Below are 25,182 nucleotides of genomic sequence, written 5' to 3' on the forward strand. Positions count from 1 at the left end.
AATTTTCCAACCGCGTTTTTTTTCAACGATATGCCCAGAGATCCAGCATTACAGCGCTTTTTTGTACGATAACTTGGCAAAATCCTCAGCAAACCTCTTCACTTGCTCCCAATCGGTGTATTCCACTTCTTTACTGGTATCCGTTTCGCCGCCGGTCATACGCATAATAAGTTGGATCATCACCTTATCTATCCAGCGGTAACGCGGGTAACGCAGCGCCCCGGCGAAGACACCACATAAAGCTGGCTGCCAAGGCGTCGCCAACAGGAACTTGCGAACATAAGGATTAGTCTGGGGCGTGCGCTTCTCAGGTTTACGGGCGGTGAGGTTTACGCAGAAGAAAGCCGAAGGCATGTTGTTGAGCTGGTCGACGTTACGCTTGATGAATTTATCCAGCACGGCATTGAAGTGTCCATAGCGGATAGAAGCGCCAATCAGCACTTGGTCATACTGTGAAAGATTGACGTGCTCGCCGTGAACCAGGTCAATCACGTCACACTCGGCCTTCTCTTTCATGCAACTTGCTATATAAGAAGCAATGGCATGCGTTTGCCCATCACGTGTTGAATAGAGCACCAGTGCTTTCATATCAAGTTCCCTCCTAAATAAGACACGTCATTACTCACGCCAGAAGGTTGGAGTAAACAGAACCAACAGCGTAAAGACTTCAAGGCGACCAAAAAGCATGGTCACAATCAGAATCCACTTCGCAGTGGGGTTCATCGAAGCAAAGTTATCAGCCACCACGCCCAGCCCCGGCCCGAGGTTATTGAGGGTGGCAGTCACGGCGGCAAAAGCAGAGAAGTTATCCACCCCCGTCGCGACGATAGCCAGCATACTGACGATAAACACCAAAGCGTAGGCGGAGAAGAAACCCCATACCGCTTCGATAATACGTTCCGGCAGTGCGCGGTTACCCAGTTTAATGGTGTAAACCGCGTTCGGGTGGACCAGACGTTTCAGTTCACGCGAACCCTGTAAATAGAGCAGCAGGATACGGATAACCTTCAAGCCGCCGCCGGTCGAACCCGCACAGCCGCCGATAAAGGCAGAACATAGAAGAAGGATTGGCAGGAACAGAGGCCATTTCGAAATGCTATCCGTGGTGTAGCCCGCGGTAGTCGCCATCGACACCACCTGGAAGAACGCCTGATTGAGCGTCTCTAAGCCGGAGCTATAAACATTGTGCAACCACAGCACTGAGGTACAGACAATCACCAGCGTCAGCTGCACGCCAATGAACATACGGAATTCGGGGTCGCGCCAATACACTTTAAGGTTACGGCCGCTGAGCATCGCGAAGTGCAAACCGTAGTTACAGCCGGAGATCAGCAGGAACACCGCGATAATGGTGTTAATAGTGCCACTGTGGAAATAGCCAATGCTGGCATCATGGGTAGAGAAGCCGCCGATGGCGATGGTAGAGAAGCTATGGGAGATGGCGTCGAACACCGGCATCCCCGCGCCCCACAGTGACAGAGCACAGGCAATCGTCAGCAAAACGTAGATTAGCCACAGGGTTTTTGCCGTCTCGGCGATGCGCGGGCGCATTTTGTTATCTTTCAGCGGCCCTGGCATTTCTGCCCTGTAGAGCTGCATGCCACCGACGCCCAATATAGGCAGGATAGCCACGGCGAGCACAATGATCCCCATACCGCCAAACCATTGCAGCATCTGTCGGTAGAATAGAATGGCCTTTGGCAGTGAGTCCAGCCCGACCAGCGTGGTCGCGCCCGTGGTGGTCAAGCCGGAGAAAGATTCAAAGAAAGCATCGGTGAGGGAAAGGTTTGGGCGCTCGGAAAACAGAAACGGCAATGCCCCCACGCTGCCCAGCACGGTCCAGAAAAGTACCACGATGAGGAAGCCCTCTCGCGGCTTTAGCTCGCTTTTTTGCTTTCTATTGGGCAACCAGAGGAACAGGCCAATGGTCAGCGCCACGAAGAAAGTTTGGCTAAACGCGCGCCCTGCGCCATCGCGGTAAATCAGTGCAACCAATCCGGGAATAATCATCGTTCCGGAGAACAGGATGACAAGCACCCCCACGATGCGAGTTATGGCACGAAAATGCATGCTGGCGTGTTCCTCAGCGAATGAGTCATTAGAGAGTAATTATAAAACCGGCTGCAAATTGAGCGTGCCGCGACTGAGATCGTATAAACGGGTGACAATAGCCGAGGCTTCTGTGGCCGGTAAGGCCAGGCGCATGTCGACTGCCGCCCCGTAATTGCTTTGTAAAATATGTCCGCCCACCTGCTGCAACAGGTTTTCCACCAGCGTTAACTGAGCGTAGTCACATTGCAGCGTAAATTCCCTGAGTGGGACTTTTTCATGTATCGAAAGCAGCTTTAATGCCTGCTGAACACCACCGCCGTAGGCTTTCACCAAGCCGCCGGTGCCTAACATAATGCCGCCATAATAACGCACCACGACGGCGGTTATCTCGCCGACGCCGCTGCCTAGCAGTTGGGCCAAAATCGGCTTGCCCGCCGTCCCCGCTGGCTCGCCGTCATCAGAGAAGCCGAGCTGCTGGGAGTCCGTTGGCGTGCCTGCCACGAAAGCCCAGCAGTGATGCCGAGCCGTCGGATGCTGACTTTTTACATCATTTATAAAGGACTTAGCCGCCTCTACCCCTTCGGTATGCGCCAAAAGGGTAATAAAGCGGCTTTTCTTTATCTCTTCACTGAAACTGACAGATTCAGCAGGTACGGGATAAGGCTGCATCAGGCAAGTTTCAAATCACGCGTCATATTTTCAATGTGATTGTCGTGAATGACAATATTGTCTTCGATACGAATGCCGCCATAAGGTTTCAGCGCTTCAATGCGATCCCACGCAAAGTGCTTGCTGAACTGCCCGTCGCGCCAAGGCGCAAGCAAAGACTCTATGAAGTAGAGACCCGGTTCGATAGTCAGCACCATTCTCGGCTGGATAATGCGGGTACAGCGCAAGAACGGATATTTTGACGGCGCGGTCAGATGGGTGCCGGTTTCATCCTGCATGAAGCCCGCCACATCATGGACTTGCAAGCCCAGCGGGTGACCCAAACCATGTGGCAGGAAGGGCCCCGTCAGGTTCTGCTCGACCATGGCTTCTTCACTGATATCCACCACCAGCTTGTGCGCTTTCAGCAACTTAGCAATGCGATGGTGCATCTGCACATGGTAATCGGTGTAGCTGACACCGGCTTTGATCGAGTCAATCAGCGCCAACTCTTCGGTATTTAAATCTTTAATCAGATCGGCGAAGTCGTTGTTCTGCTTGGCGGCGTAGGTACGCGTCAAATCCGCCGCGTAGCCGTTGTACTCAGCCCCGGCGTCGAGCAGGAAGCTGCGCATTTCAGCTGGCGGTTGGTGCTCAAGCTTGGTGTAATGCAGCACCGCCGCGTGCTCATTCAATGCCACGATGTTGTCATAAGGCACGTCAGTATCGCGATGGCCGGTCGCCGTAAGGTAGGCAAGGTTGATGTCGAACTCGCTCATGCCGGACAAAAAAGCTTCCTGCGCGGCGCGATGACCACTGACCGCCACCTTTTGCGCTTCACGCATACAGGCAATTTCATAGTCAGTTTTATAAGCGCGGTGGTAGTGCAGGTAGTCCAGCACGGCTTTCGGGTTGACGTTATCTGCCGCCACGCCCAGATTAATCGCCCGCTGCGGGCTTGAGCCAATGTAAGCCACGCGCTTCAAATCAGCAGGAAGTTGGTTTTTGATGTCGTCGGCTTTGGCCAGCGGCGACAGCGACACTTCGTGCGTCCAGAAAGAGTCAGGCAGAGGCTCTACCTTGTGCCAGTAGTCCACCGGCGAGTAAAACCAAAGTTTTGGTGCATTAACTCCATCGACCCACAGCCAGCAGTTCGGCACTTTGGTGACCGGCACCCAGGCTTTGAATTGCGGGTTCACTTTGAACGGATAGCTGTGGTCATCGAGGAAGGTCGTTATTAGATCACCGGAGTGAATTAATAACGCATCAAGTTGATTACGTTGCAGTATTTCACGAGCACGTTGCTGTAGCGTGGCGATATGTTCTTTGTAAAGCGTAGTAAGCGATTCCATCAAACGGTCCTTTTTTCCTGCAAAACGATGGCGCATCTTATCACAGCCGCGCACAGGTCGTAGCCCCGGAAGGTTTGTGATCCCTCCAGCAAATTACACTCATCTCATTTGCAAATTATTAACATAAAAACCACACTCCATTCATCTGGTCATACCAGATCATCCCAGATGATTCAGGAGAGACACATGCTCTACCAAGGCGAAACATTACACCTGCACTGGCTCCAAGACGGCATTGCCGAGCTGGTGTTTGATGCTCCAGGCTCTGTTAACAAGCTCGACACCCGCACCGTGGCTAGCCTCGGCGAAGCCATTAGCGTGCTTGAGAAGCAAACTGATCTGAAAGCTCTGCTGCTCAGTTCGGCCAAACCGGCGTTTATTGTCGGGGCTGACATCACCGAGTTCCTTTCCCTGTTCAATGCTCCAGCCGAAAAACTGCATCAGTGGCTTAATTTTGCCAATAGCATCTTTAACCGTCTGGAAGATCTTAACGTTCCGACGCTTTCCGCTATTACTGGCTATGCGCTGGGCGGCGGCTGCGAATGCGTGCTGGCGACGGATTTCCGTATCGCCACGCCGGACGCCCGTATCGGCCTGCCGGAAACTCGTTTAGGTATTATGCCGGGCTTTGGTGGTTCGGTGCGCATGCCGCGCCTGCTGGGTGCCGACAGCGCGCTGGAAATTATCGCCGCCGGTAAAGACATCAGTGGCAAAGACGCATTAAAAGTCGGATTGGTCGATGCCGTGGTGGAAGCCGAAAAACTGCGCGACGCCGGGCTGAACATGCTCAAGCAAGCCATTGCCGGCAAGCTCGACTGGCAGGGCCGCCGCGACGTGAAGCGCCAGCCGCTGAAACTCAGCCAGATTGAAGCCACCATGAGCTTCAGCGTGGCCAAAAGCATGGTGCTGCAAACCGCAGGCAAACACTACCCTGCGCCAATGACCGCGGTGAAAACCATTGAAGCCGCGGCCAAGCTTGGCCGCGACGAAGCCCTGAAACTGGAAACCGCCAGCTTTGTTCCCCTCGCGCAATCCAAAGAGGCCCGCGCGCTGGTTGGGATCTTCCTCAATGACCAATTCATCAAAGGCAAAGCCAAGAAATTGGCGAGCGAAAGTGAGAAAACCACGCAGGCTGCGGTACTGGGTGCTGGGATCATGGGCGGCGGCATTGCCTATCAGTCAGCCCTGAAAGGCGTGCCGGTCATTATGAAAGACATTAATGATAAGTCGCTGACGTTGGGAATGAATGAAGCGGCCAAGCTACTGAATAAACAGCTGGAACGCGGCAAACTCGACGGCCTGAAGATGGCGAAAGTGCTTTCTACTATTCAGCCAACCCTGAGCTACAGCGGCATCGAACGCGCCAAAGTGGTGGTTGAAGCCGTGGTCGAGAATCCAAAAATCAAATCTGCGGTACTGGCCGAGGCAGAAGCCCTGCTCGACAGCGACGCCGTGCTGGCGTCCAACACCTCGACTATCCCTATTGACCAGTTAGCCACGGCGCTGAAACGCCCGGAAAACTTCTGCGGCATGCACTTCTTCAACCCGGTTCACCGTATGCCGCTGGTTGAAATCGTCCGTGGAGCCAAAACCTCCGAAAAAACGCTGTCGCGCATCGTCTCTTATGCTCTGAGCATGGGGAAAACGCCAATTGTGGTGAATGACTGCCCGGGCTTCTTCGTCAACCGCGTGCTGTTCCCTTACTTCGCGGGCTTCAGCCTGCTGGTGCGTGACGGCGCGGACTTCCGCCAAATCGACAAAGCGATGGAGAAGCAGTTCGGCTGGCCGATGGGCCCGGCTTACCTGCTCGACGTGGTGGGTATTGATACCGCGCACCACGCTCAGGCCGTCATGGCGGCAGGCTTCCCGGACAGAATGGCGAAAGACTATCGCGATGCGATCGACGTGCTGTTTGATAGCCAGCGCTTTGGGCAGAAAAACCAGCTGGGCTTCTATCGCTACAGCGAAGACAGCAAAGGCAAGCCGCGCAAAGAGAATGACGAGCAGGTGGATAAACTGCTGGCGGGCCAAAAAGCCGAGTTCGCGCCGGATGACATTATCGCCCGCATGATGATCCCGATGATCAACGAAGTGGTGCGCTGCCTGGAAGAAGGCATTGTCGCCAGCCCGGCCGAGGCCGATATGGCGCTGGTGTACGGCATAGGTTTCCCTCCGTTCCACGGCGGCGCGTTCCGCTATCTGGACACGCTGGGCACCGCCGCGTACCTGCAACTCGCCGAACAATATTCGCATCTGGGTGCGCTGTATCAGGTGCCAGAGGGTTTACGCGCTAAAGCGAAAACCAATGACACTTACTATCCGGTCGCAACTCCGCTGGAAGACTTCAGCACCGGCACTCAGGCATAAGGACCGAAATCATGGAAAACGTAGTCATTGTTGATGCAGTCCGCACCCCGATGGGCCGCTCCAAAGGCGGGGCGTTTCGCAACGTGCGCGCTGAGGACCTGTCCGCGCACCTGATGCGCGCCATCGTGAGCCGCAATGCGGCGCTCGACCCGAAAGAAATTGATGATATTTACTGGGGCTGCGTCCAGCAGACGCTGGAACAAGGCTTCAATATTGCCCGTAACGCCGCGCTGCTGGCGGAGATCCCGCGTAATGTGCCCGCTACCACGGTGAACCGCCTTTGCGGCTCTTCCATGCAGGCACTGCACGACGCGGCACGCGCCATTATGGTGGGCGATGCACAGGTCGGCCTGATTGGCGGCGTTGAGCACATGGGCCACGTGCCGATGAACCACGGGGTAGATTTCCATCCGGGCCTGAGCCGCACCGTCGCCAAAGCGGCAGGAATGATGGGGCTGACCGCCGAAATGCTGGCGAAAATGCACAATATCAGCCGCGAAATGCAGGATGAGTTTGCCGCACGCTCTCACCAGCGCGCTCACGCGGCGACCTTAGCCGGGCACTTCGCCAATGAAATCATTGCCACCGACGGCCATGACGCCGACGGCGTGCTGACCAGCTATAGCTATGATGAAGTGATCCGCCCGGAAACCACGGTAGCAACCCTGTCTACTCTGCGCCCGGCGTTCGACCCGGTGAATGGCACCGTGACGGCGGGCAGTTCGTCGGCGCTGTCCGATGGCGCTTCGGCGATGCTTATCATGAGCGAGTCCAAGGCCAAGTCTCTGGGTTTACAGGCTCGCGCACGCATCAAGTCGATGGCAGTGGTCGGCTGCGACCCTTCAATCATGGGTTACGGCCCGGTTCCGGCAACGCGTTTGGCATTGAAACGTGCCGGATTGAGCGTGCAGGACATCGGCCTGTTCGAGCTGAATGAGGCATTTGCCGCGCAGGCGCTGCCATGCATGAAGGATCTGGGCTTGCTGGAAACCATGGAAGAGCGAGTGAACCTCAACGGCGGCGCGATTGCCCTCGGCCACCCGTTAGGCTGCTCCGGCTCGCGTATCTCCACCACCCTGCTCAACCTGATGGAACGCAAAGACGTGCAGTTCGGCGTCGCCACCATGTGCATCGGTTTGGGTCAGGGGATCGCCACGGTATTCGAAAGAGTCTGATAATCTGATGAAAAGCAAAAAGCGGGCAATAGCCCGCTTTTTTAATGACGATTTGATGCTCATTCCTGTTGTATCAAGGCGGCAACTGAGTGAACCCCAGGAGCTTACATTAGTAAGTGACTGGGGTAAGCGAAGGCAGCCAACGCCGAGACAGCACGAAGGATGACTCACGCCTTTTCCCTAAATCATTCGTGTTGTATCAAGGCGGCAACTGAGTGAACCCCAGGAGCTTACACAAGTAAGTGACTGGGGTGAGTGAAGGCAGCCAACGCCGAGACAGCAAGAAGGATGACTCAATCTCTTTCCCTAAATCATTCGTGTTGTATCAAGGCGGCAACTGAGTGAACCCCAGGAGCTTACACAAGTAAGTGACTGGGGTGAGTGAAGGCAGCCAACGCCGAGACAGCGCGAAGGATGAAGGGAAATTAGATGAAGGAGAAAGCGTCTCCAAACATCCGGTCTTCCTGCGCTGCGCGCTCGGCAACAAAACGCTCGCGAGCGATTTTCGCCATTTCAAAACGTCCGGCAATGTAGATATCGTGACCCGCCAGCGAGGAGAAGTCCTGTAAAACGGCGCTCAGGACGGTGCCGCTTCGGCCCTGCCAACCTGCTTCCGGCTGCTCGACCACCGGGATCACTTTCAGATTCGGGTGATTCACGCTCAGCGCTTCCAGCTCGCCCAAGTCATAAAGATGCTTCAGCTCGCGGCCACCCCAATAGATGGAGATATCACGGTTTGGCTGCTGCTCGAGCGCGGCGACCAGAATGGAGCGCGCATAAGAGAAGCCCGTGCCACCGGCAATCAGCACCAGCGGACGCTCGCCGTCTTCACGCAGCCAGGCATCACCGTGGGGAATATCCACGGTAATAGATTTCTCTTTCAGGATGCGATCCATTACTGCCATGGCATACAAATTCAGCTCGGAGGCACCGATGTGTAACTCGATATCGCTCCCCTCGCCCGGCGTAGAAGCCAGAGAGAACGGGCGCTTGTCGCGCTCGTCCATCACCACCATCAGATACTGACCGGCACGGAAAGAAAAAGGCGTTTCCGGCGATAACCGAACCCGATACACAGTATCAGTAATGGCCTCAACCGAGGTGACTTTACAGCTCAATGTGGTCATGCATTCCCTCTGTGGGTCATTTTGCAAAGCGTTAGGGCGCGGCGAGAGTGATCACCAAGCCGCAACCTGCGTTATTTTTTAGGCTTAGGCGCTTTATGCGCGTATTTCTCGTCAGCGAAAATACCCAAGTCATCCCAAATCGCGTCTACTCGCGCAGTCACTGCGGGATCTTTCACAATCGGACGTCCCCACTCGCGCTGCGTCTCACCCGGCCATTTGTTGGTGGCATCAAGCCCCATCTTGGAGCCGAGCCCGGAAACCGGAGACGCAAAGTCGAGGTAGTCGATTGGCGTATTTTCTACGAGCACCGTGTCGCGCGCAGGGTCCATCCGCGTAGTGATTGCCCAGATAACATCATTCCAGTCACGAGCATTCACATCGTCATCACAGACGATAACAAACTTGGTGTACATAAACTGACGCAAGAATGACCAAACACCCATCATGACGCGCTTGGCATGGCCTGCGTACTGTTTCTTCATCGTAACGACAGCAAGGCGGTAAGAGCAACCCTCTGGCGGCAGATAAAAATCAACAATTTCTGGGAACTGCTTTTTCAGAATGGGCACGAAGACTTCGTTTAGCGCCACACCCAGCACTGCTGGCTCATCCGGCGGACGGCCGGTATAAGTCGAATGGTAAATCGGGTTTTTACGCTGCGTGATGTGCGTGATCGTAAAGACCGGGAAGCTGTCTACTTCATTATAGTAGCCCGTGTGGTCGCCATAAGGCCCTTCGGGTGCCGTTTCGGCTGGGTCAATATAGCCTTCAAGCACGATTTCAGCACTGGCGGGCACTTCGAGATCGTTGGAAATACACTTCACGACTTCGGTTTTATTGCCGCGCAGCAAGCCCGCAAAGGCATATTCTGACAGGGTATCTGGCACTGGCGTGACCGCACCGAGAATGGTGGCCGGGTCGGCACCCAAGGCGACGGAAACCGGGAAACGCTGCCCCGGATTTTGCTGGCACCACTCTTGGAAGTCTAACGCGCCGCCTCGATGGGACAGCCAGCGCATAATGACTTTGTTCTTGCCCAGCACCTGCTGGCGATAAATACCCAAGTTCTGGCGCTGCTTATGCGGGCCGCGAGTGACCGTCAGGCCCCAGGTGATCAGCGGCGCGGCATCTTCTGGCCAGCAGTGCATAACCGGAATGCGCGTCAAATCAACGTCATCCCCTTCCCAAACCTGTTCCTGACAAGGTGCTGAGTGCAGCACCTTGGTCGGCATATTCATCACTTGTTTGAATTTGGGCATTTTGTCGTAGAAATCGCGGAAGCCGCGCGGCGGCTCAGGCTCTTTCAGAAACGCCAATAATTCACCGACTTCGCGCAACGCACTGACATCCTCCTGCCCCATCCCTAACGCGACGCGCTCGGGGGTGCCGAAAAGGTTGCACAGCACCGGCATGTCGTAGCCTTTAGGATTTTCAAACAGTAATGCAGGGCCACCGGCACGCAGGGTGCGGTCTGCAATTTCAGTCATTTCCAGATAGGTATCGACAGGCTGAGTAATGCGTTTCAGCTCGCCTCGCTTTTCAAGTAACGAGATGAAGTCTCGTAAATCACGGTATTTCATGCTGATTTTTATCGCCAAATTGAAGGAGAGCATTATAGAGCCTCTCCAGGGTTGTTGCTGTCTTTTTGTTATCAGTAGGTAAAAAGTAATAACAAAAAGGCAGTGTAACCGTCAGTCAGCAAGCTGGCTAAACTGACGGTGCGAAAATTTCATGCGCCTAGCCTATTAGAGACATTCAAATGGAACCAGTGCGCTAAGTGCCTTGGTGTCCTGATATTCCTGCGTCTCGTGGCCATGGCGGAAGACTTTAAAGCCCTGACCTTTGGCGCTGAAATAGCTCAGTTGATCACCCGACACGTGCAGCAGGCTGCCTTCACGCAGCGCCACCACGGACTCACTTGGGTTTACCGCGCAGAACTCGGCAAGACGCTCGTCGCGCGTTTCACCCATGTGGCCACTCAGGTGGGCATCAATGTAGTGCGGGTTGATTTGCACCGGGAACAGGCCCAGCGCGGGCAGCACGACGGAGTTGCTGACGGGCATATCATTAGTGGTGCGAATGCTTGGCGTAGCCACGTTGCAGCCCGCACTCCAGCCAATGTAAGGCACGTTGCGCTCACGCACGGCGCGCTGGATAGGCACGATCAGGCTGTTGGCGTGCAGCATATGGTTCAGCATCCAGGTATTCCCGCCGCTAATCAAAATGCATTCGACGCTGGCGATAGCCTCGGCCGGGGAATCAGCGTGGTGAATGCTTTTCACTTTGATACCCAGCGCCTGCTCGAGATCTTGCGCTCGGGCGTCGTAATCGCTGCGGATTAAGGCGTAAGGGATAAGGATGGCTGAGGAAATCTTGCGGGCTTTCAACATCGCCTGAATGTGTTCGCTAGCGTAACCTAACAGGGTTGACTCATCTGAAAGCTTACCGTTACTCAGCAAAAACAACTCCATGATGCTTCTCCGTATTGTCATTTGATTCAGAATGTAGAGACCAGATCTCGCGAGTTGGCGAGGCATCTGTCTATCGCTAGCCACTTTTGCTATGCTTCATGGCTAAGTTTGAAGGCGTATGAAACTATGGAATCCTGGTACTTATTATATTGCAAACGCGGTCAGCTTCTGCGCGCTAAAGAACATTTAGAGCGCCAACAGGTTAACTGTTTAACTCCAATGATCACACTGGAAAAAATGGTGCGTGGCCGCCGTACTCCGGTCAGTGAACCCCTGTTTCCAAACTACATGTTCATCGAGTTTGACCCAGAGAGCATCCATACCACGACCATTAGCGCCACGCGCGGCGTTAGCCACTTTGTTCGTTTTGGCAACCGACTGGCGACGGTACACCCCGAGGTTATCAAACAGCTGATGACCCAGCCTATGCCGGATGTGCAGGACCCTGATACCCCTCACCCCGGTGACGTGGTGGTTATCACCGAAGGGATGTTCGAAGGTCTTGAAGCCATTTATACCGAACCGGACGGCGAAGCCCGCTCGCACCTCCTGTTGAATTTGATTAACCAGCAAGTGAAGCAAAGTTTAGATAACAAACACTTCCAAAAACTCTAACCAGCTCAAAGGCGCATGATTGCGCCTTTGCCGCGATCACAGGCCAAACAGGCCGCGCGCATTACTCTCGGTTTTCTCCGCCAGCCACGCTGGATCCTCTCCGCGCCACGTCGCGACCTGCTTAATGATATGCGGTAAGAACGCTGGCTCATTGCGGCGGTTCTTCGGCTTTTCGGGCATATCACGAGGTAATAGATAGGGCGCGTCGGTTTCCAGTAATAGCCGGTCAGCAGGAATGCAGCCGAGCATGTCGCGCAGTTCCAAACCGCGCCGCTCGTCGCACACCCAGCCCGTGATGCCGATATACAGCCCCAGCGATAGATAGAGCTCCAGCTCTTTCTGGCTGCCGGTAAAGCAGTGAACCACCGCGCCGGGAATTTTTCGCAGCCAAGGGGTTAACAGTTCAGCAAAGCGCGGATGGGCATCGCGGCAATGCAGAAACAGCGGCATGCTCAGCTCCGCGGCTAAAGCCAACTGGGCGCTAAAGGCAGACTCCTGCTGGTCGGCCGGGGAGAAGTTACGGTTGAAGTCCAAACCACACTCACCCAAGGCGACCACCTGCGGCTTAGCGGCAAGCTCCCTTACGGCTTCTTCAGTTTGGATGTTCCATTCACTGGCCTGATGGGGATGAACCCCCGCCGTCGACCAGCAAAAGTCAGGATACTGCGCGGCAAGCCGTTGAGCCTCAAGGCTCTCTTCGGCCGATGTCCCGGTGATTAACATCCCAGAAAGCCCAGCCTGTCTTGCTCGCGCAACGACATCATGGCGGTCTTTATCAAACTGATTGCTGGTCAGGTTTACGCCTATCTCAAACATATAACGTCCTAAAAAAGAAACCGCCCTGCTGGGCGGTTTTTTACTTCAATGATTCTGTTACGACGCTGAGTCTTGCTCATCATCTTCGACGTCTGAACGACGGCGTTTACCCACATAGAAACGGGCAAAGAACACGCCGATTTCAAACAGCAGGTACATCGGGATCGCCAGCAGCGTTTGCGAGAAAACGTCCGGTGGCGTCAGCAACATACCGACAACGAAAGCACCTACCAGCACATACGGACGCTTTTTCTTCAGATCTTCCGGCGTGGTCACGCCGCTCCAGCACAGCAACACGATAGCAATCGGCACTTCAAACGACACGCCGAAGGCCATAAACAGCGCCATGACGAAATCGAGATAGTTGTTGATGTCGGTCGCTATCTGCACGCCGGCCGGGGCCGTTTTCGCAAAGAAAGCGAAAGCCAGTGGGAAGACGATGAAGTAGGCGAAAGCCATACCGAGATAGAAGAGCGCGGAGCTGGAAAACAGCAGCGGCATCATCAGGCGGCGTTCATGCTTGTAAAGAGCCGGCGCAACAAAGCCCCACACCTGATACAAGATGAAAGGGGCAGACACGAACACCGACACAATCATCGTCAATTTTATTGGCGTGAAGAATGGCGATGCCACGTCGGTGGCAATCATGCTGGCGCCCAGCGGCATCTGTTTGATCAGCGGAGCAGAAACCAGATAGTAAATGTCGTTAGCAAAGTAGGCCAACGCCAAGAACACCACCAGAATACAGATGATGGAGTTCAGCAGACGCTTACGCAGTTCTATCAGATGGCTGATAAGCGGTTGGGTATCTTCAACAGCCATGTTTTAACGTTCGCCTGTAGATTGAGTGGAAGGAGCCGGTTTAACCGTAGTGACCACGTCTTCAGTAGCCACAGAGGTATCCACCGTTTTTGGCTTATCCGCCGGCGCTTCAGGTGAAGCCTCTGCCGCGTGAGTCACCTGATTCTCAGCAACCTGTGCGGCATGGGCCGCCTCGGCCTGTTGAACAGGTTTATGCGACGCTACGGCAGCTTCAACAGCATTACTTGGTGCCTGTGCCGGAGCAGAAGCCATGTGTTCCGCCGTCGCAGGTGAGATACCTTCGTCATGCAGCGCTTCTGCTTCCTGAACAGCCGGATTGTGAATGGTATTGCCTGCGGACTTAGCAGCCTCGATAGATTGCTCCAGCTCGCTCTTTTCCGTGGCGAAAGAGCGTTTCATTGACTCAGCGGCTTCTTTCAGCTCATCCATTGAGGCTTTGATTTCTGGCGTCAGATTCTTAAGACCGGCTTCTTCAGCTTTCTTAAGGCTATCCTGCAATTCCTGAAGTTTCAGTTCTTGCGATAACTCATTCTGTACAGAGGCGGCCATGGCGCGCAGTGCGCGGATCCAGCCAGCGACTGTTCTGACGGCCACTGGTAAACGTTCCGGCCCCAGTACTACCAGGCCAATCACCAATACCAGTAACAGTTCACTAAATCCAATGTCGAACACGGCTTATACCTGCTCTTTGTTTTGGCTCTTGGTCTCTTCTGCTTTAACTTCCGGTTTTACCTCGATAGGTTTTGCCGTGAAGTCAGCATCAGCACTCTTTATATCGCTCTCTTTTTGCGCTTTGGTGGTGGTGTCATCGTCATTCATGGCTTTCTTAAAGCCTTTGATTGAAGACCCCAGGTCCGAGCCCAAGCCACGCAGTTTTTTGGTACCGAACAGAAGTACCACGATCACCGCGATGATCAGAAGTTGTGTAATGCTAATACCGCCCATTTTCTTCACCTCAATATGAAGGGAACTACATCCATTACCGCCAGAGGCGGCGCTTAATTTCACAATCGAAGAGTTACCGCGCGCGAAACTCAGTTAGCGGCTGCGTCTCCAGCCGATAATCCATGAAACGACTCCTGCGGCGATAAGCCAGGCAGGATAAACCTCTACTTTACCTAGCAACAGCGCAGTACCGCTAAGCAGCAGGGTGGCACCAATACCCAAAAGATATCTTGATTGCCCCTGCCTCACTCCCTGTTGTTGCATCTGCGTAGAGAGTTTTTCGAGGTTGAACTGCAAAAGCTTGTGCTGCTGAAGGCTTTGGTACACCAGATCTGGAAGTTCAGGCATTTTTTCTATCCAGAATGGCGCTTTCTCTTTGAACGCTCGCAGCATGGCGGGTAAACCCACCTGGTCTTTAACCCAACTTTCAAGGAAGGGTTTTGCCGTGGTCCAAAGATCGAGCTGAGGATAAAGCTGACGCCCTAAGCCTTCAACATACAGCAGTGTTTTTTGCAGAAGAACCAGCTGCGGCTGTACTTCCATATTAAAGCGGCGTGCCGTGTTAAACAGGTTTAACAAGACATTACCGAAAGAGATTTCCGCCAGCGGCTTCTCGAAGATAGGTTCACAAACGGTACGAATAGCGAACTCGAACTCTTCGACATTGGTATCACGAGGGACCCAGCCAGAATCGACATGTAACTCTGCCACTTTACGGTAGTCGCGGTTAAAGAACGCGATAAAGTTCTCAGCCAGATAACGTTTGTCATCTTTGTTCAAAGAACCAACTATGCCGCAATCAATGCCTATGTAGCAAGGGTCTTCCGGCGTGTCGTAGCTGACGAAAATGTTACCGGGATGCATATCAGCATGGAAGAAACTGTCGCGGAAAACTTGGGTAAAGAAGACCTGCACGCCGCGTTCTGCCAGCAGTTTCATATTGGTACCCTGCTTTTCTAACGCAGCAACGTCAGAAACCGGGATACCGTAAATACGCTCCATGACCATCAGGCGCTCGCTGCAATAATCCGGATAGACTTCCGGTACATAGAGCATCGGGCTGCCGCTGAAATTTCGGCGCAGTTGAATGGCGTTAGCCGACTCGCGCAGCAGGTTCAACTCATCCAGCAGCGTCTTTTCATATTCACGCACCACTTCACGCGGTTTAAGGCGACGGCCATCAGGCAGCAGGACCGGCACCCAGCCTGCCAAGCGCGACATCAGGCGAATATCGGCCTTAATGATTGGCAAGATATCCGGGCGAATCACTTTCAGCACCACCGGCTTGCCATTCTCTTTCAGCGTGGCGGTGTGCACTTGGGCAATAGAGGCTGATGCCAGAGGAGTTTGGTCGAAATCGTCGAACCAATTTTCCAGCGGGCCACCCAAGGCCACCTCAATTTGCTTACGGGCCAAGGCACCGTCGAATGGCGCAACGTGGTCTTGCAATAGCGCCAGTTGGTCAGCGATATGAGGAGGGAAGAGGTCGCGGCGAGTCGAGAGCATTTGGCCGAACTTGATCCAAACCGGGCCAAGCTGCTCCAACGCCATACGCAGACGCGTGCCCAGCGGCTTATCTTTGTGGCGATGGGGCAGCCAGAAGAACAGGTATCTGCCTAAACGTAACGGCAGCGTGAGGCGAATCTTGGGGATTAGCTCATCCAGGCCGTAAGTCAGAAACATGCGAATGATCAGGTACAGGCGTCGCATTTCACCTGGAGTCATAGTTTGTCCTCCAGTTTTTCGAAGCGTTTATCCAGCGCGTCCAGTTCGCGGGTTAATGCAGAGACTTCTTCACTAAACCAGACGACTTCTAACGGGCCGGGCGCCAGCTTCCACTCTTCCGTCAAGGTCTGAGCAACATAGCTTTGCTGCTGCTTAACGCCATGACGCAGAAAACGTAAACCACCGCTGATAGCTTGCGAAATGCCCTGAGCCGCAACATCCCCCAGATAAGGAGCCAGCAGCTCGGCAGGCTCCCACTCGACCAGTTCAAACAACGCAGAAAATTGCTGCACGACGGAGATATCACCTTCAACGATAAGCTCGCCGCTGCGCATGAGAGGAGAAAGCTGCTGTCTGTCGCGCAGTTTTTGCAGGACGGAGAGCTTTGTTGACACGGTGCAATCCGCCTCGCCGTCCCACTGCCCGAGCACATCGATTTTCTGCTCGCTGAACACGAAGGTCAGCGGAGCATTCAGCTCTTGCAGCTCAATTCGCAGCACTTTTCCTACTAAGCGAGTGCGTGCAGCCTTCAGCCCACGCTCTCTGAACAGCAGATAATTCAGCGAGGTTTCAATCCCAGCGGTCAGTAACGGCGTCAACAACATCGGCTTATCCATCTTAGAACTTGAAACCACGGTGCAGAGCTACGATGCCGCCAGTCATGTTGCTGTAGGTCACATTCTCGAAACCGGCATCCGCCATCATCCCTTTCAGAGTTTCCTGATCAGGGTGCATACGGATAGATTCCGCCAGATAGCGATAGCTTTCCTCGTCCTGAGCAACCCATCCGCCAATACGCGGTAAAATATGGAAAGAGTAGGTGTCATAGGCTTTGCTCAATGGGGCCAGCAGGGGCTTGGAGAATTCCAGCACCAGCAGGCGGCCACCTGGCTTCAGCACGCGGAACATCGAGCGCAGAGCTTTTTCTTTTTCGGTGACGTTACGCAAGCCGAAAGAGATGGTGATGCAGTCAAAGTAGTTGTCTGGGAACGGCAAGGCTTCGGCGTTGGCCTGCACGTAATTGACGTTACCGACGATGCCCAGATTGCGCAGCTTCTCACGGCCCATTTTCAGCATAGAGTCATTGATATCAGCCAAAACGACTTCGCCCTGCTCGCCCACTAAGCGCGAGAACTTGGCCGTCAGATCGCCGGTACCGCCAGCTAAATCCAACACGCGCTGGCCGCGACGAACACCGCTGCTATCAATGGTGAAACGCTTCCAGATACGGTGGATGCCGAAGGACATCAGGTCATTCATCAAGTCATATTTAGCGGCAACGGAGTGAAAGACCTCTGCGACCATTTCTGCTTTTTCATCTTTGGCTACGGTACGAAAACCGAAATGGGTGGTTTCCTGCGTCTGCTTTTCCATATTTTATGCCCGCTTATTCAGTCAAACTATTGGGGAAAGTGTACCAGAACCCCAAGGAAAGCCCCATCACCGATGCTGATAGAAAAGCCAAAGATATTCACTAATCGCATCCTTGGCTAATAGCAGTGAGTGAAGCCGTTATTCGCGCGCCGGGAAGTTCTCCTCCGGCTGCTGGTCTGAACGACTCAATGGAAGATTGTTTTCGTCATCGGCCAGCGGCTCGTCGAGAGCCTCCGTGGCTTCTGGCTCATGCTCAGAAACAGCCTGTTCAGCCAGAGAAGGGCTGATGGGGCGCTTAACTTCCACACCCAGGGTACGGAAACTTTCCACCTGCCCGACCAGATTGCCCCTGCCCTGCGCCAATTTATTCATAGCCAGTCGATAACTGCCCTGCGCTTTCTCAAGGCTTTGACCAATAGACTCCATGTCATCAACAAATAGCCGAAGTTTGTCATAAAGCTTGGCGGCGCGGTCGGCGATGCGTTTGGCATTCTGACTTTGATGCTCGTAGCGCCACAGGTTGCTGATGGTGCGCAGGGCCACCAGCAGGGTGGTTGGGCTGACCAGCATAATATTGTGCTTGAGCGCCTCGCTGATAAGCTCCGGCTCGCGGTCAATCGCCAGCAGGAACGCCGGCTCCACCGGGATAAACATCAAGACGTAATCCAGACTGCGTAGCCCCGGCAGCTGCTGATAATCTTTACGGCCCAGAAGGCGAATGTGCCCGCGCACCGAAGCAATATGCTCGTTCAGGGCGATTTCACGCTCGGTGTCGTCCTGACTGTTGAAGTAGCGCTCATAGGCTACCAGCGTCATTTTGGCGTCAATCACCACGTCTTTGTTTTGTGGCAAACGGACAATCACGTCCGGCTGCATGCGGCTGTTGGTATCAACCTGCACGCTGACCTGCGTTTGGTACTCATAGCCTTCGCGCAGGCCAGAGGCTTCGAGCACCCGGCTGAGTACCACTTCACCCCAGTTACCTTGCGTTTTATTGTCGCCTTTTAAGGCCTTGGTGAGGTTGATAGCTTCGCGCGCCATCTGCTCATTCAGCTGCTGGAGGTTGCGAATTTCATGGGAAAGGGTATGGCGCTCGCGCGCTTCCTGCCCAAAGCTATCCTGCACCTGACGGCGGAACCCATCGAGCTGTTCGCGCAGGGGCAGCAGAAGCTTATCGAGGCTCTGCTTGTTTTGCTCGTCGGCCCGACGCCCATTGTGTTCAAAGATACGGTTAGCCAGATTTTCAAACTGACTGGTGAGGCGTTGTTCACTGTTGATCAGCAAACGCTGTTTATCTTCCGCGGCCATGCGGGTTTCATCCAAACGGGTAGAAACTTCGCGCAGCTCCGCCTCTTGGGCGCTGTTAATTTCGCGCTGGGCGCGTAGCTCCTGATTGAGCTGCTCACACTCACTTTGCCAGTGAGCCAGCCCTTGCAGCTTTTCACGGTTAGCCGCGACTTGGCTATGCAGTTGGCGAAGCTCAAGCTCGGCCTCGCGCTGTTGCTGCTGCGACTGCTGGCGCTCGGCTTTCAGCTGGTCGATCTCCGCCTTTTGCTGGTCAACGGTTTGCTGAATCAGCCGACGCTGAGTCTCATGCTCACTTTGATTCTTTTGTTGGCGCAAACTGGCAATCAGCCAGCCTAATAGCAAGCCCGCCAAAGCCCCGCCCACGAGGTATAAAATGCTGATATCCACGCGCTCTCCATCTCAATCGATTCTTGCGGTCAAGGTAATGTCACACTGTATGCATGTCCAGCACATTATGCATCAGTGAGAAGCTTTGCGAGGCGTCTCGCAAGAGTGGATTTATCCCACTCTTCCCTCTTGTGCCGCAGCATTCCCGACGGCAGGATTAGAACCAGTGACTGAGCCACTGGATGCCAAAAGCGCCCGGCGCCAGCACGCCAAAGGCCCAAATCAGTGCTGATGAAATGTTGGCGATTTGGAAATAACGTTGCGGCATGCCGCAAATTCCCGCCACCAGCGGCACCACGGCGCGCAGTGGTCCGAAGAAGCGGCCAATAAAGGCCCCCGGCATACCCCACTTTTCAAAGAAGGCGTGCCCGCGTACCAGCATTTGCGGGTGTTTGGAGAAGGGCCAGAAGTTGCCGACGCGATCCTGAAAATGCGCGCCAACCCAATACGAGAGCCAATCGCCGAAGAAAGCACCGGCGGCCGCAGCTGCCCAAATCGGCCAGAATGGGATGCCGCTTTCGCCAATCAGCGCCCCAAGCCCGAGCAAAATCACCGTGGCAGGCAAAAGCAGTGAGAGGAAGGCCAACGACTCACCGAATGCCAGAAAGAAGACAATGGGTATGGCCCACGGCTCGTGCGCCCGAACAAACTCAGTAGTGAGGTGGATTACGTCATTAATGGTCAAAGGGCTTCCTTGTGAGTATCGTCAGGCAATATCAATAATATCAGCAAAATAGAGGCAGTTACTCGAGATAACGGTCGCGCAGCTTCTGGCGCAACTTAGCCGTTAATCCGTACTCTTTCTCTAACCAAAGGTCGGTTGAGCCATAGAGGTCATCAATGGATTTTAACGCCGTGTCCATAAACGCTTCCCGCACGGAGAGGACATAACCGAACTTCTCCAGCGCCTTGTCATTCAGTTTTATCGACATTTTGTTGAGCATGTAGGTGCGGAAAGGCGTGAGGGTGGTTTCTGTCAGCAGATAATCTTCCAGCACCGTGTTGCGATCGGCCCCCAGCGCGAACAGCACCAGCGCCGAGCCTATGCCCGTGCGATCTTTACCCACGGCGCAGTGCTGAACAATCGCGCCGCCGTTTGGCTGGGTCAGCAGGGTTGCCAATTGCTGATAAGCCGGATTATTAAAAGGCAAGCGACGATACAGCTCGAGCATAAAGGTTTCAGGGTCGAAGGCGTCGATGGTCTGCTGGGTCAAATGTTCGAGGTTGGCGCTCACTTCGTGACTCAGAGGGTTGGCGGGCGCGTGGTGATACTGGACACCTTGCCAAAGCACGTCGGGCTTGGCCGCCACTTCGTCGGCGTCGCGATAGTCGAGAATATGGGCCACCGGCACCTTGCTTAAGAAGTCGCAATCTTTCGGCGTGAGTGAGTCGAGGGAGCCTGAACGATAGAGCCAGCCGCGCTTGATGCGTCGGCCATCGGCAGCCGTGTTGCCGCCAAGTTCGCGAAAGTTAATGCCTCCCTCAAGAGGAGTCAGCGAAGGATGAAGCAGGATAGTTGCTGTCATAACAGGCCCTTTTGTTGGAATTTTTCTTCCCAGACCTTAACAGATTCGGTTTATAAGATAAAAAAATGGGCCGCCGAAGCAGCCCATAGAAATGTTACATTTCGCTTAGATCAGGCGACGTGCAGCTTCAACAACGATTTTAACCGCGTGGCTCTCGGTCTTTTTCATGGTTTCAGCATTTGGGATCTCTTGCTGAGTACGGTTGACGATAACGCCCGCCACCATACCGGCACGTAAGCCCTGACTTGCACACATGGTCAGCAAGGTGGCTGATTCCATTTCGTAGTTCATCACGCCCATCTCCTGCCACTCTTTCATCGACTCTTTAAAGCGACGAACCACGCGGCCGGAGTAGGTGTCGTAACGTTCCTGACCCGGATAGAAGGTGTCAGAAGAAGCCGTCACGCCAATGTGAGGTTCAGCGCCCACTTCTTTGGCTGCTGCCACCAGCGCAGTGGTACAGGCGAAATCAGCCACCGCTGGGAATTCCATTGGCGCAAAGTGCAGGCTCGCGCCGTCAAGACGGACAGCCGCGGTAGTCACCAGTACGTCACCGACATTGATGTGTGGCTGAATGGCACCGGTAGTCCCGACACGCAGGAAAGTACGGATACCCAGCTGGGCCAACTCTTCAACCGCGATAGAAGTGGATGGGCCACCGATACCAGTAGAACACACGATCACTGACTTGCCATCCAGCTCGGCACGCCATGAAGTAAATTCGCGATGAGAAGCCAGACGCACAGGGTTCTCCATCAGGTTGGCGATTCTTTCAACGCGCTCAGGGTCACCTGGGACGATTGCCAAGGTAGCGCCATTCAAATCTTTTTTGGTCAGGCCAAGGTGGAAAACATCAGACTGAGACATAACAAACTCCTCTTATTTAAGGTCATCTTTTCGCAGGAGGACACCCAGCTACTCTACCGTTCATTGTGACGCTTTTTCGTGACAAAGGTCACTTTGATGTAATAACCAAAACATCGCATACATTAAAAATGTGATTAAAATCACATTAGAGAGCTGATTTGATGATTTTTCAAACGGCGTCAGACACTGCATCCAGACAAACAATTAAGGCATTGGCGTTAGCCGCCAATGCCTTGTCCTTGTAAAACAGAGAGTATAGAGATCTTAATGCTAGAAATCAGGCTGGAACGCTTTCAGCCTTAGCACTTCTGGACCAAATGCGGTGTTTTGCCATCTCTTGCAGGAAGCTTTTCAGTAACGCCCCCTCGGCTTTATCCGCTTCTATTATCCCCTCTTCCGCCGCCTTATCTTCCAGACCCAGCAAAGGTTTGAAGCGACGAGCATCACCACTTAAACCAATGACTTTCAGGTGCTTATAAGCCTCGAGGACATAATGGCGCGCATCACCACTCATCAGCAGCGCATCAATATGACCATGTGGCACCAGCACGGCGTCAACGGTAATGGACGGCGAACCGGCAAAAGTGGCATCAATCGGCAAGGTTGAGCCGTCGTCCGCAACAATATTGCCTAAGTGACTGGCTAACAGTTTCGGATGTACACCCTCGGCCTGAAGAGCCTGCAACGCATTGAGCACGTCGGCGGCATTCACGCCGTCGCTGAGCAGAATCGCCACCTGACGCCCTTTGATCACCCCTTTGCCACTGGCATACAGGCTGAGCGATTCATCCTTGGTCAAACCATTAACCGGCTTCGGCGGCTGAGTCTTCAACGCGTCGTCAGACAGCGCGATACCCAGATTTTTCGCCACTTTTTGTGCCAGCGTGACATCAATGCGGGTCAGCAAATCGACCACGCGTTCGCGAATATAAGGCCGGGCCACTTTGGATAACTCAAAGGAGAACGCCGCGACAATGTGATCCTGCTCGGTTGGCGTCTGGCTAAGCCAGAACAGGCGCGGCTGTGAGTAAAACTCGGCAAAGGATTCGCTGCGCTGGCGCACTTTGTCGCCATCGACTCGCTCATGGTAGCTCTCAAAACCGCCACCTTTAGCCGCCGGAGGGGTTTCGCGCGGCCAGTTGTCATTGAGTGAATTCGGCTCGTAGTTGGCCGGATTGGTATCAATGTCCTGCCGATGCATGCCGTCGCGCTGGAAGTTGTGGTACGGGCAGGTCGGGCGGTTAATCGGGATTTCGTGGAAATTCGGCCCGCCAAGTCGGCTGATTTGGGTGTCGGTGTAAGAGAACAGACGCCCTTGCAGCAGTGGGTCATTACTGAAATCGATGCCCGGCACTACGTGGCCTGGGTGGAAAGCCACCTGCTCGGTTTCCGCAAAGTAGTTGTCCGGGTTGCGGTTGAGCACCATTTTGCCGACGATTTCGACTGGCACCAGCTTCTCAGGGATCAGCTTGGTGGCGTCGAGCAAGTCAAAATCAAATTTGAATTCATCCTCTTCCGGGATCAGCTGCACGCCCAGCTCATACTCTGGGTAATCCCCGGCTTCAATGGCTTCCCACAGATCACGGCGATGGAAATCAGCGTCTTTCCCCGCCAGCTTCTGCGCCTCATCCCACAGTAGCGAGGCTTTACCCGCCAGCGGCTTCCAGTGGAATCGCACGAAGGTCGATTTCCCTTCGCCATTGACGAAGCGGAAGGTGTGAATGCCAAAGCCTTCCATGGTGCGATAGCTGCGCGGGATACCGCGATCTGACATCGCCCAGAACACGTTATGCAAGGTTTCAGGTTGCAGAGAGATGTAATCCCAGAAGCTGTCGTGGGCGCTGGCCCCCTGTGGGATTTCGTTGTGCGGCTCGGGTTTAACCGCGTGGACGAAATCGGGGAATTTGTGCGCATCCTGAATAAAGAACACCGGCGTGTTATTGCCGACTAAGTCATAGACGCCTTCTTCGGTATAGAACTTAGTGGCCCAGCCGCGAATATCGCGCACTGAATCCGCCGAGCCGCGCGAGCCTTGTACCGTGGAGAAACGGACAAAAACCGGCGTTTTCTTATTAGGATCGGAGAGGAAATCCGCCTTGGTGACATCGGCAAGGCTGCGATAAGGCTGGAAATAGCCGTGAGCCGCCGCGCCGCGCGCGTGAACGATACGCTCGGGGATGCGTTCGTGGTCAAAATGGGTGATTTTCTCGCGCAGGATAAAGTCTTCGAGCAGCGTCGGCCCGCGCGAACCTGCGGTTAATGAGTTTTGATCGTCAGAGATTTTGGTGCCTTGGTTGGTGGTCAGGGCACGCTTTTCACCATTCTTACGGTGGACTTCAAGGGAATCTAATTTTGCGTTGCTGTTCTCAGGGCTTTTGGCACTGCCGGGAGCAGTGGGTTCTTTTCCTGGCGGTGTAGGTTTAGCGCTGGGCTTCTGTGAGCCGTCAGCCGGGGCAAGGCTTCCTAGACCGGGTTGTGTAGATTCAATGCCCGTGGCGGGGGCGCGGCTGACCTGTTTCTTCTCACTCTTTTTATTAGATGTAGATTTCGACATTGAACATGACTCCTCTTGTTTCGGCTTCTATTCGTTCGGGATTTGTGAGCACCTGTCTTGAGACTTTTTTTGCTCAATCTCTAACTATAGGATATGTCTAGTACCTTGCCGTCGTAGGTTTGCAGCTATAGTTTAAAAACAATAGCGCCACTCATTAGATAAGAAATGCATGGAGACCGAGATGAAGAACGACGATTTACCTGTACCCACTCCACAAGTAAAACAGGCTCCAACAAGCTTCGCACCTGCCGTAACTCCCGTGGCCAGCACCACGCTACACACAGATACTGAAGGGCTGCACGCCGGGCAAACCACTATTCCCTCTCAAGGAGAGGACATGCCGGCCTATCTGGCGCGCCCGGAAAACTACACCGGAAAATTACCTATCGTGCTGGTGGTACAAGAAATTTTTGGCGTCCACGAGCACATTCAAGATATTTGCCGCCGACTGGCGAAACAGGGCTATATGGCGATCGCGCCTGAGCTTTATTTCCGTCAGGGCGACCCGCGTGACTACACCGAGGTCAGCGATATTATCAGTAAAGTGGTCGGCAAAGTGCCGGACAAACAGGTGCTGGCTGACCTCGACCACACCGCGCACTGGGCCACCCAGCACGGCGGCGACAAGTCAAAACTGGCGATCACCGGCTTCTGCTGGGGCGGTCGCATCACTTGGCTGTATGCCGCACACAACCCGCAGCTGAAAGCCGGCGTGGCGTGGTACGGCAAGCTGGTGGGCGATAAAACCCTGACAAGCCCGAGCCATCCGGTTGATAAAGCAGTGGATTTGAGTGCGCCAGTGCTGGGCCTCTACGGCGGCGCGGATGCGGGTATTCCACTCGAAAGCGTAGAAACCATGCGTCAGGCATTGCGCGCGGCAAACGCCACGGCTGAAATCGTGGTCTATCCAGAAGCAGGTCACGCTTTCCATGCTGACTATCGCCCAAGCTACGACGCAGAAGCCGCCGCCGATGGCTGGCAGCGTATGTTGCAGTGGTTCGCGCAATACGGAATCAAGTAAAACGTGGGAAGGGCTGCCCGCCGGACAGCC

At 54.3% G+C, this 25,182-nt stretch carries 23 protein-coding genes; 4 read left to right on the plus strand and 19 right to left on the minus strand.

From position 1 onward, the window contains the following. Window positions 1-48 precede the first annotated feature (48 nt). From hemG to pepQ, 4 genes are read right to left on the minus strand one after another with little or no spacing between them, the layout of a single operon-like run. The gene (gene hemG / locus ACT3RR_RS19135) at window positions 49-588 is read right to left on the minus strand and encodes a menaquinone-dependent protoporphyrinogen IX dehydrogenase (RefSeq protein WP_353504432.1); all 540 of its coding nucleotides are present in this window, start codon (window positions 586-588) and stop codon (window positions 49-51) included. Window positions 589-618: 30 nt separating this feature from the next. After that, complete coding sequence (gene trkH / locus ACT3RR_RS19140; RefSeq protein ID WP_353504431.1) at window positions 619-2,070, minus strand: Trk system potassium transporter TrkH; 1,452 nt, start codon at window positions 2,068-2,070, stop codon at window positions 619-621. Window positions 2,071-2,109: 39 nt separating this feature from the next. After that, window positions 2,110-2,721, minus strand: a complete 612-nt coding sequence (locus ACT3RR_RS19145) for an IMPACT family protein (RefSeq protein WP_353504430.1) — start codon at window positions 2,719-2,721, stop codon at window positions 2,110-2,112. Next, window positions 2,721-4,052, minus strand: a complete 1,332-nt coding sequence (pepQ, locus tag ACT3RR_RS19150) for a Xaa-Pro dipeptidase (protein ID WP_496200927.1) — start codon at window positions 4,050-4,052, stop codon at window positions 2,721-2,723. The genes ACT3RR_RS19145 and pepQ overlap by 1 nt, the downstream gene beginning before the upstream one ends. 186 nt (window positions 4,053-4,238) lie before the next feature. Between pepQ and fadB the strand changes: the two genes are divergently transcribed. Together fadB and fadA are read left to right on the plus strand one after the other, a co-directional pair. Next, window positions 4,239-6,419 carry a fatty acid oxidation complex subunit alpha FadB gene (gene fadB, locus ACT3RR_RS19155; protein ID WP_496200928.1) on the plus strand — a complete coding sequence of 727 codons (2,181 nt, stop codon included), beginning with the start codon at window positions 4,239-4,241 and terminating at the stop codon, window positions 6,417-6,419. An 11-nt stretch (window positions 6,420-6,430) separates the two neighbouring features. Further along, window positions 6,431-7,594, plus strand: a complete 1,164-nt coding sequence (gene fadA, locus ACT3RR_RS19160) for an acetyl-CoA C-acyltransferase FadA (protein WP_353504427.1) — start codon at window positions 6,431-6,433, stop codon at window positions 7,592-7,594. 425 nt (window positions 7,595-8,019) lie between these two features. Here fadA and fre read toward each other — a convergent pair whose 3' ends face one another. From fre to pepE, 3 genes are all read right to left on the minus strand, one after another. Continuing rightward, complete coding sequence (gene fre / locus ACT3RR_RS19165) at window positions 8,020-8,721, minus strand: NAD(P)H-flavin reductase (protein ID WP_353504426.1); 702 nt, start codon at window positions 8,719-8,721, stop codon at window positions 8,020-8,022. A 71-nt stretch (window positions 8,722-8,792) separates the two neighbouring features. Next, on the minus strand, window positions 8,793-10,301 hold the full coding sequence (ubiD, locus tag ACT3RR_RS19170) for a 4-hydroxy-3-polyprenylbenzoate decarboxylase (RefSeq protein ID WP_353504435.1): 1,509 nt from the start codon (window positions 10,299-10,301) through the stop codon (window positions 8,793-8,795). Window positions 10,302-10,466: 165 nt separating this feature from the next. Then, window positions 10,467-11,192, minus strand: coding sequence for a dipeptidase PepE (gene pepE / locus ACT3RR_RS19175; RefSeq protein ID WP_496200929.1), 726 nt, complete (start codon window positions 11,190-11,192; stop codon window positions 10,467-10,469). Between the two features lie 126 nt (window positions 11,193-11,318). On the opposite strand from pepE, the gene rfaH reads away from it, so the two are divergent. Then, complete coding sequence (gene rfaH / locus ACT3RR_RS19180) at window positions 11,319-11,807, plus strand: transcription/translation regulatory transformer protein RfaH (RefSeq protein WP_034794942.1); 489 nt, start codon at window positions 11,319-11,321, stop codon at window positions 11,805-11,807. Between the two features lie 36 nt (window positions 11,808-11,843). Here rfaH and tatD read toward each other — a convergent pair whose 3' ends face one another. The 12 genes from tatD to katE form a co-directional block, all read right to left on the minus strand. Beyond that, window positions 11,844-12,623 carry a 3'-5' ssDNA/RNA exonuclease TatD gene (gene tatD, locus ACT3RR_RS19185; protein WP_353504424.1) on the minus strand — a complete coding sequence of 260 codons (780 nt, stop codon included), beginning with the start codon at window positions 12,621-12,623 and terminating at the stop codon, window positions 11,844-11,846. 57 nt (window positions 12,624-12,680) lie between these two features. Beyond that, entirely contained in the window at window positions 12,681-13,445 is a 765-nt protein-coding gene (gene tatC, locus ACT3RR_RS19190; protein WP_353504423.1) for a Sec-independent protein translocase subunit TatC, read from the minus strand. Between the two features lie 3 nt (window positions 13,446-13,448). Beyond that, window positions 13,449-14,117, minus strand: a complete 669-nt coding sequence (gene tatB / locus ACT3RR_RS19195; protein ID WP_496200930.1) for a Sec-independent protein translocase protein TatB — start codon at window positions 14,115-14,117, stop codon at window positions 13,449-13,451. 3 nt (window positions 14,118-14,120) lie between these two features. After that, window positions 14,121-14,390: a twin-arginine translocase subunit TatE gene (gene tatE / locus ACT3RR_RS19200; protein WP_353504434.1), complete on the minus strand. Its 270-nt coding sequence runs from the start codon at window positions 14,388-14,390 to the stop codon at window positions 14,121-14,123. A gap of 93 nt (window positions 14,391-14,483) precedes the next feature. Further along, complete coding sequence (ubiB, locus tag ACT3RR_RS19205; RefSeq protein WP_396132631.1) at window positions 14,484-16,115, minus strand: ubiquinone biosynthesis regulatory protein kinase UbiB; 1,632 nt, start codon at window positions 16,113-16,115, stop codon at window positions 14,484-14,486. Continuing rightward, a complete protein-coding gene (ubiJ, locus tag ACT3RR_RS19210) occupies window positions 16,112-16,720 on the minus strand; it encodes a ubiquinone biosynthesis protein UbiJ (protein WP_353504420.1) in 609 nt (202 codons plus the stop codon). Before ubiJ ends, ubiB begins: the two co-directional genes overlap by 4 nt. A 13-nt stretch (window positions 16,721-16,733) precedes the next feature. Next, window positions 16,734-17,489: a bifunctional demethylmenaquinone methyltransferase/2-methoxy-6-polyprenyl-1,4-benzoquinol methylase UbiE gene (gene ubiE, locus ACT3RR_RS19215; protein ID WP_353504419.1), complete on the minus strand. Its 756-nt coding sequence runs from the start codon at window positions 17,487-17,489 to the stop codon at window positions 16,734-16,736. A gap of 138 nt (window positions 17,490-17,627) precedes the next feature. Beyond that, window positions 17,628-19,184 (minus strand): DNA recombination protein RmuC, encoded by a 1,557-nt coding sequence (rmuC, locus tag ACT3RR_RS19220; RefSeq protein WP_353504418.1) that lies wholly within the window; start codon window positions 19,182-19,184, stop codon window positions 17,628-17,630. A 157-nt stretch (window positions 19,185-19,341) separates the two neighbouring features. Continuing rightward, on the minus strand, window positions 19,342-19,869 hold the full coding sequence (locus tag ACT3RR_RS19225) for a DedA family protein (RefSeq protein WP_353504417.1): 528 nt from the start codon (window positions 19,867-19,869) through the stop codon (window positions 19,342-19,344). A 58-nt stretch (window positions 19,870-19,927) separates the two neighbouring features. Continuing rightward, on the minus strand, window positions 19,928-20,710 hold the full coding sequence (locus tag ACT3RR_RS19230; protein ID WP_496200931.1) for a tyrosine-protein phosphatase: 783 nt from the start codon (window positions 20,708-20,710) through the stop codon (window positions 19,928-19,930). Between the two features lie 105 nt (window positions 20,711-20,815). After that, entirely contained in the window at window positions 20,816-21,577 is a 762-nt protein-coding gene (gene udp, locus ACT3RR_RS19235; protein WP_185688811.1) for a uridine phosphorylase, read from the minus strand. A 277-nt stretch (window positions 21,578-21,854) separates the two neighbouring features. Next, complete coding sequence (katE, locus tag ACT3RR_RS19240) at window positions 21,855-24,131, minus strand: catalase HPII (protein WP_496200932.1); 2,277 nt, start codon at window positions 24,129-24,131, stop codon at window positions 21,855-21,857. A gap of 181 nt (window positions 24,132-24,312) precedes the next feature. On the opposite strand from katE, the gene ACT3RR_RS19245 reads away from it, so the two are divergent. Continuing rightward, complete coding sequence (locus ACT3RR_RS19245; protein ID WP_353504414.1) at window positions 24,313-25,152, plus strand: dienelactone hydrolase family protein; 840 nt, start codon at window positions 24,313-24,315, stop codon at window positions 25,150-25,152. The last annotated feature ends 30 nt before the right edge of the window (window positions 25,153-25,182 follow it).

Origin of the sequence: Ewingella sp. AOP8-B2-18 (genome assembly GCF_052376015.1) — a bacterium.
GTDB classification, from domain to species: domain Bacteria; phylum Pseudomonadota; class Gammaproteobacteria; order Enterobacterales; family Enterobacteriaceae; genus Ewingella; species Ewingella allii.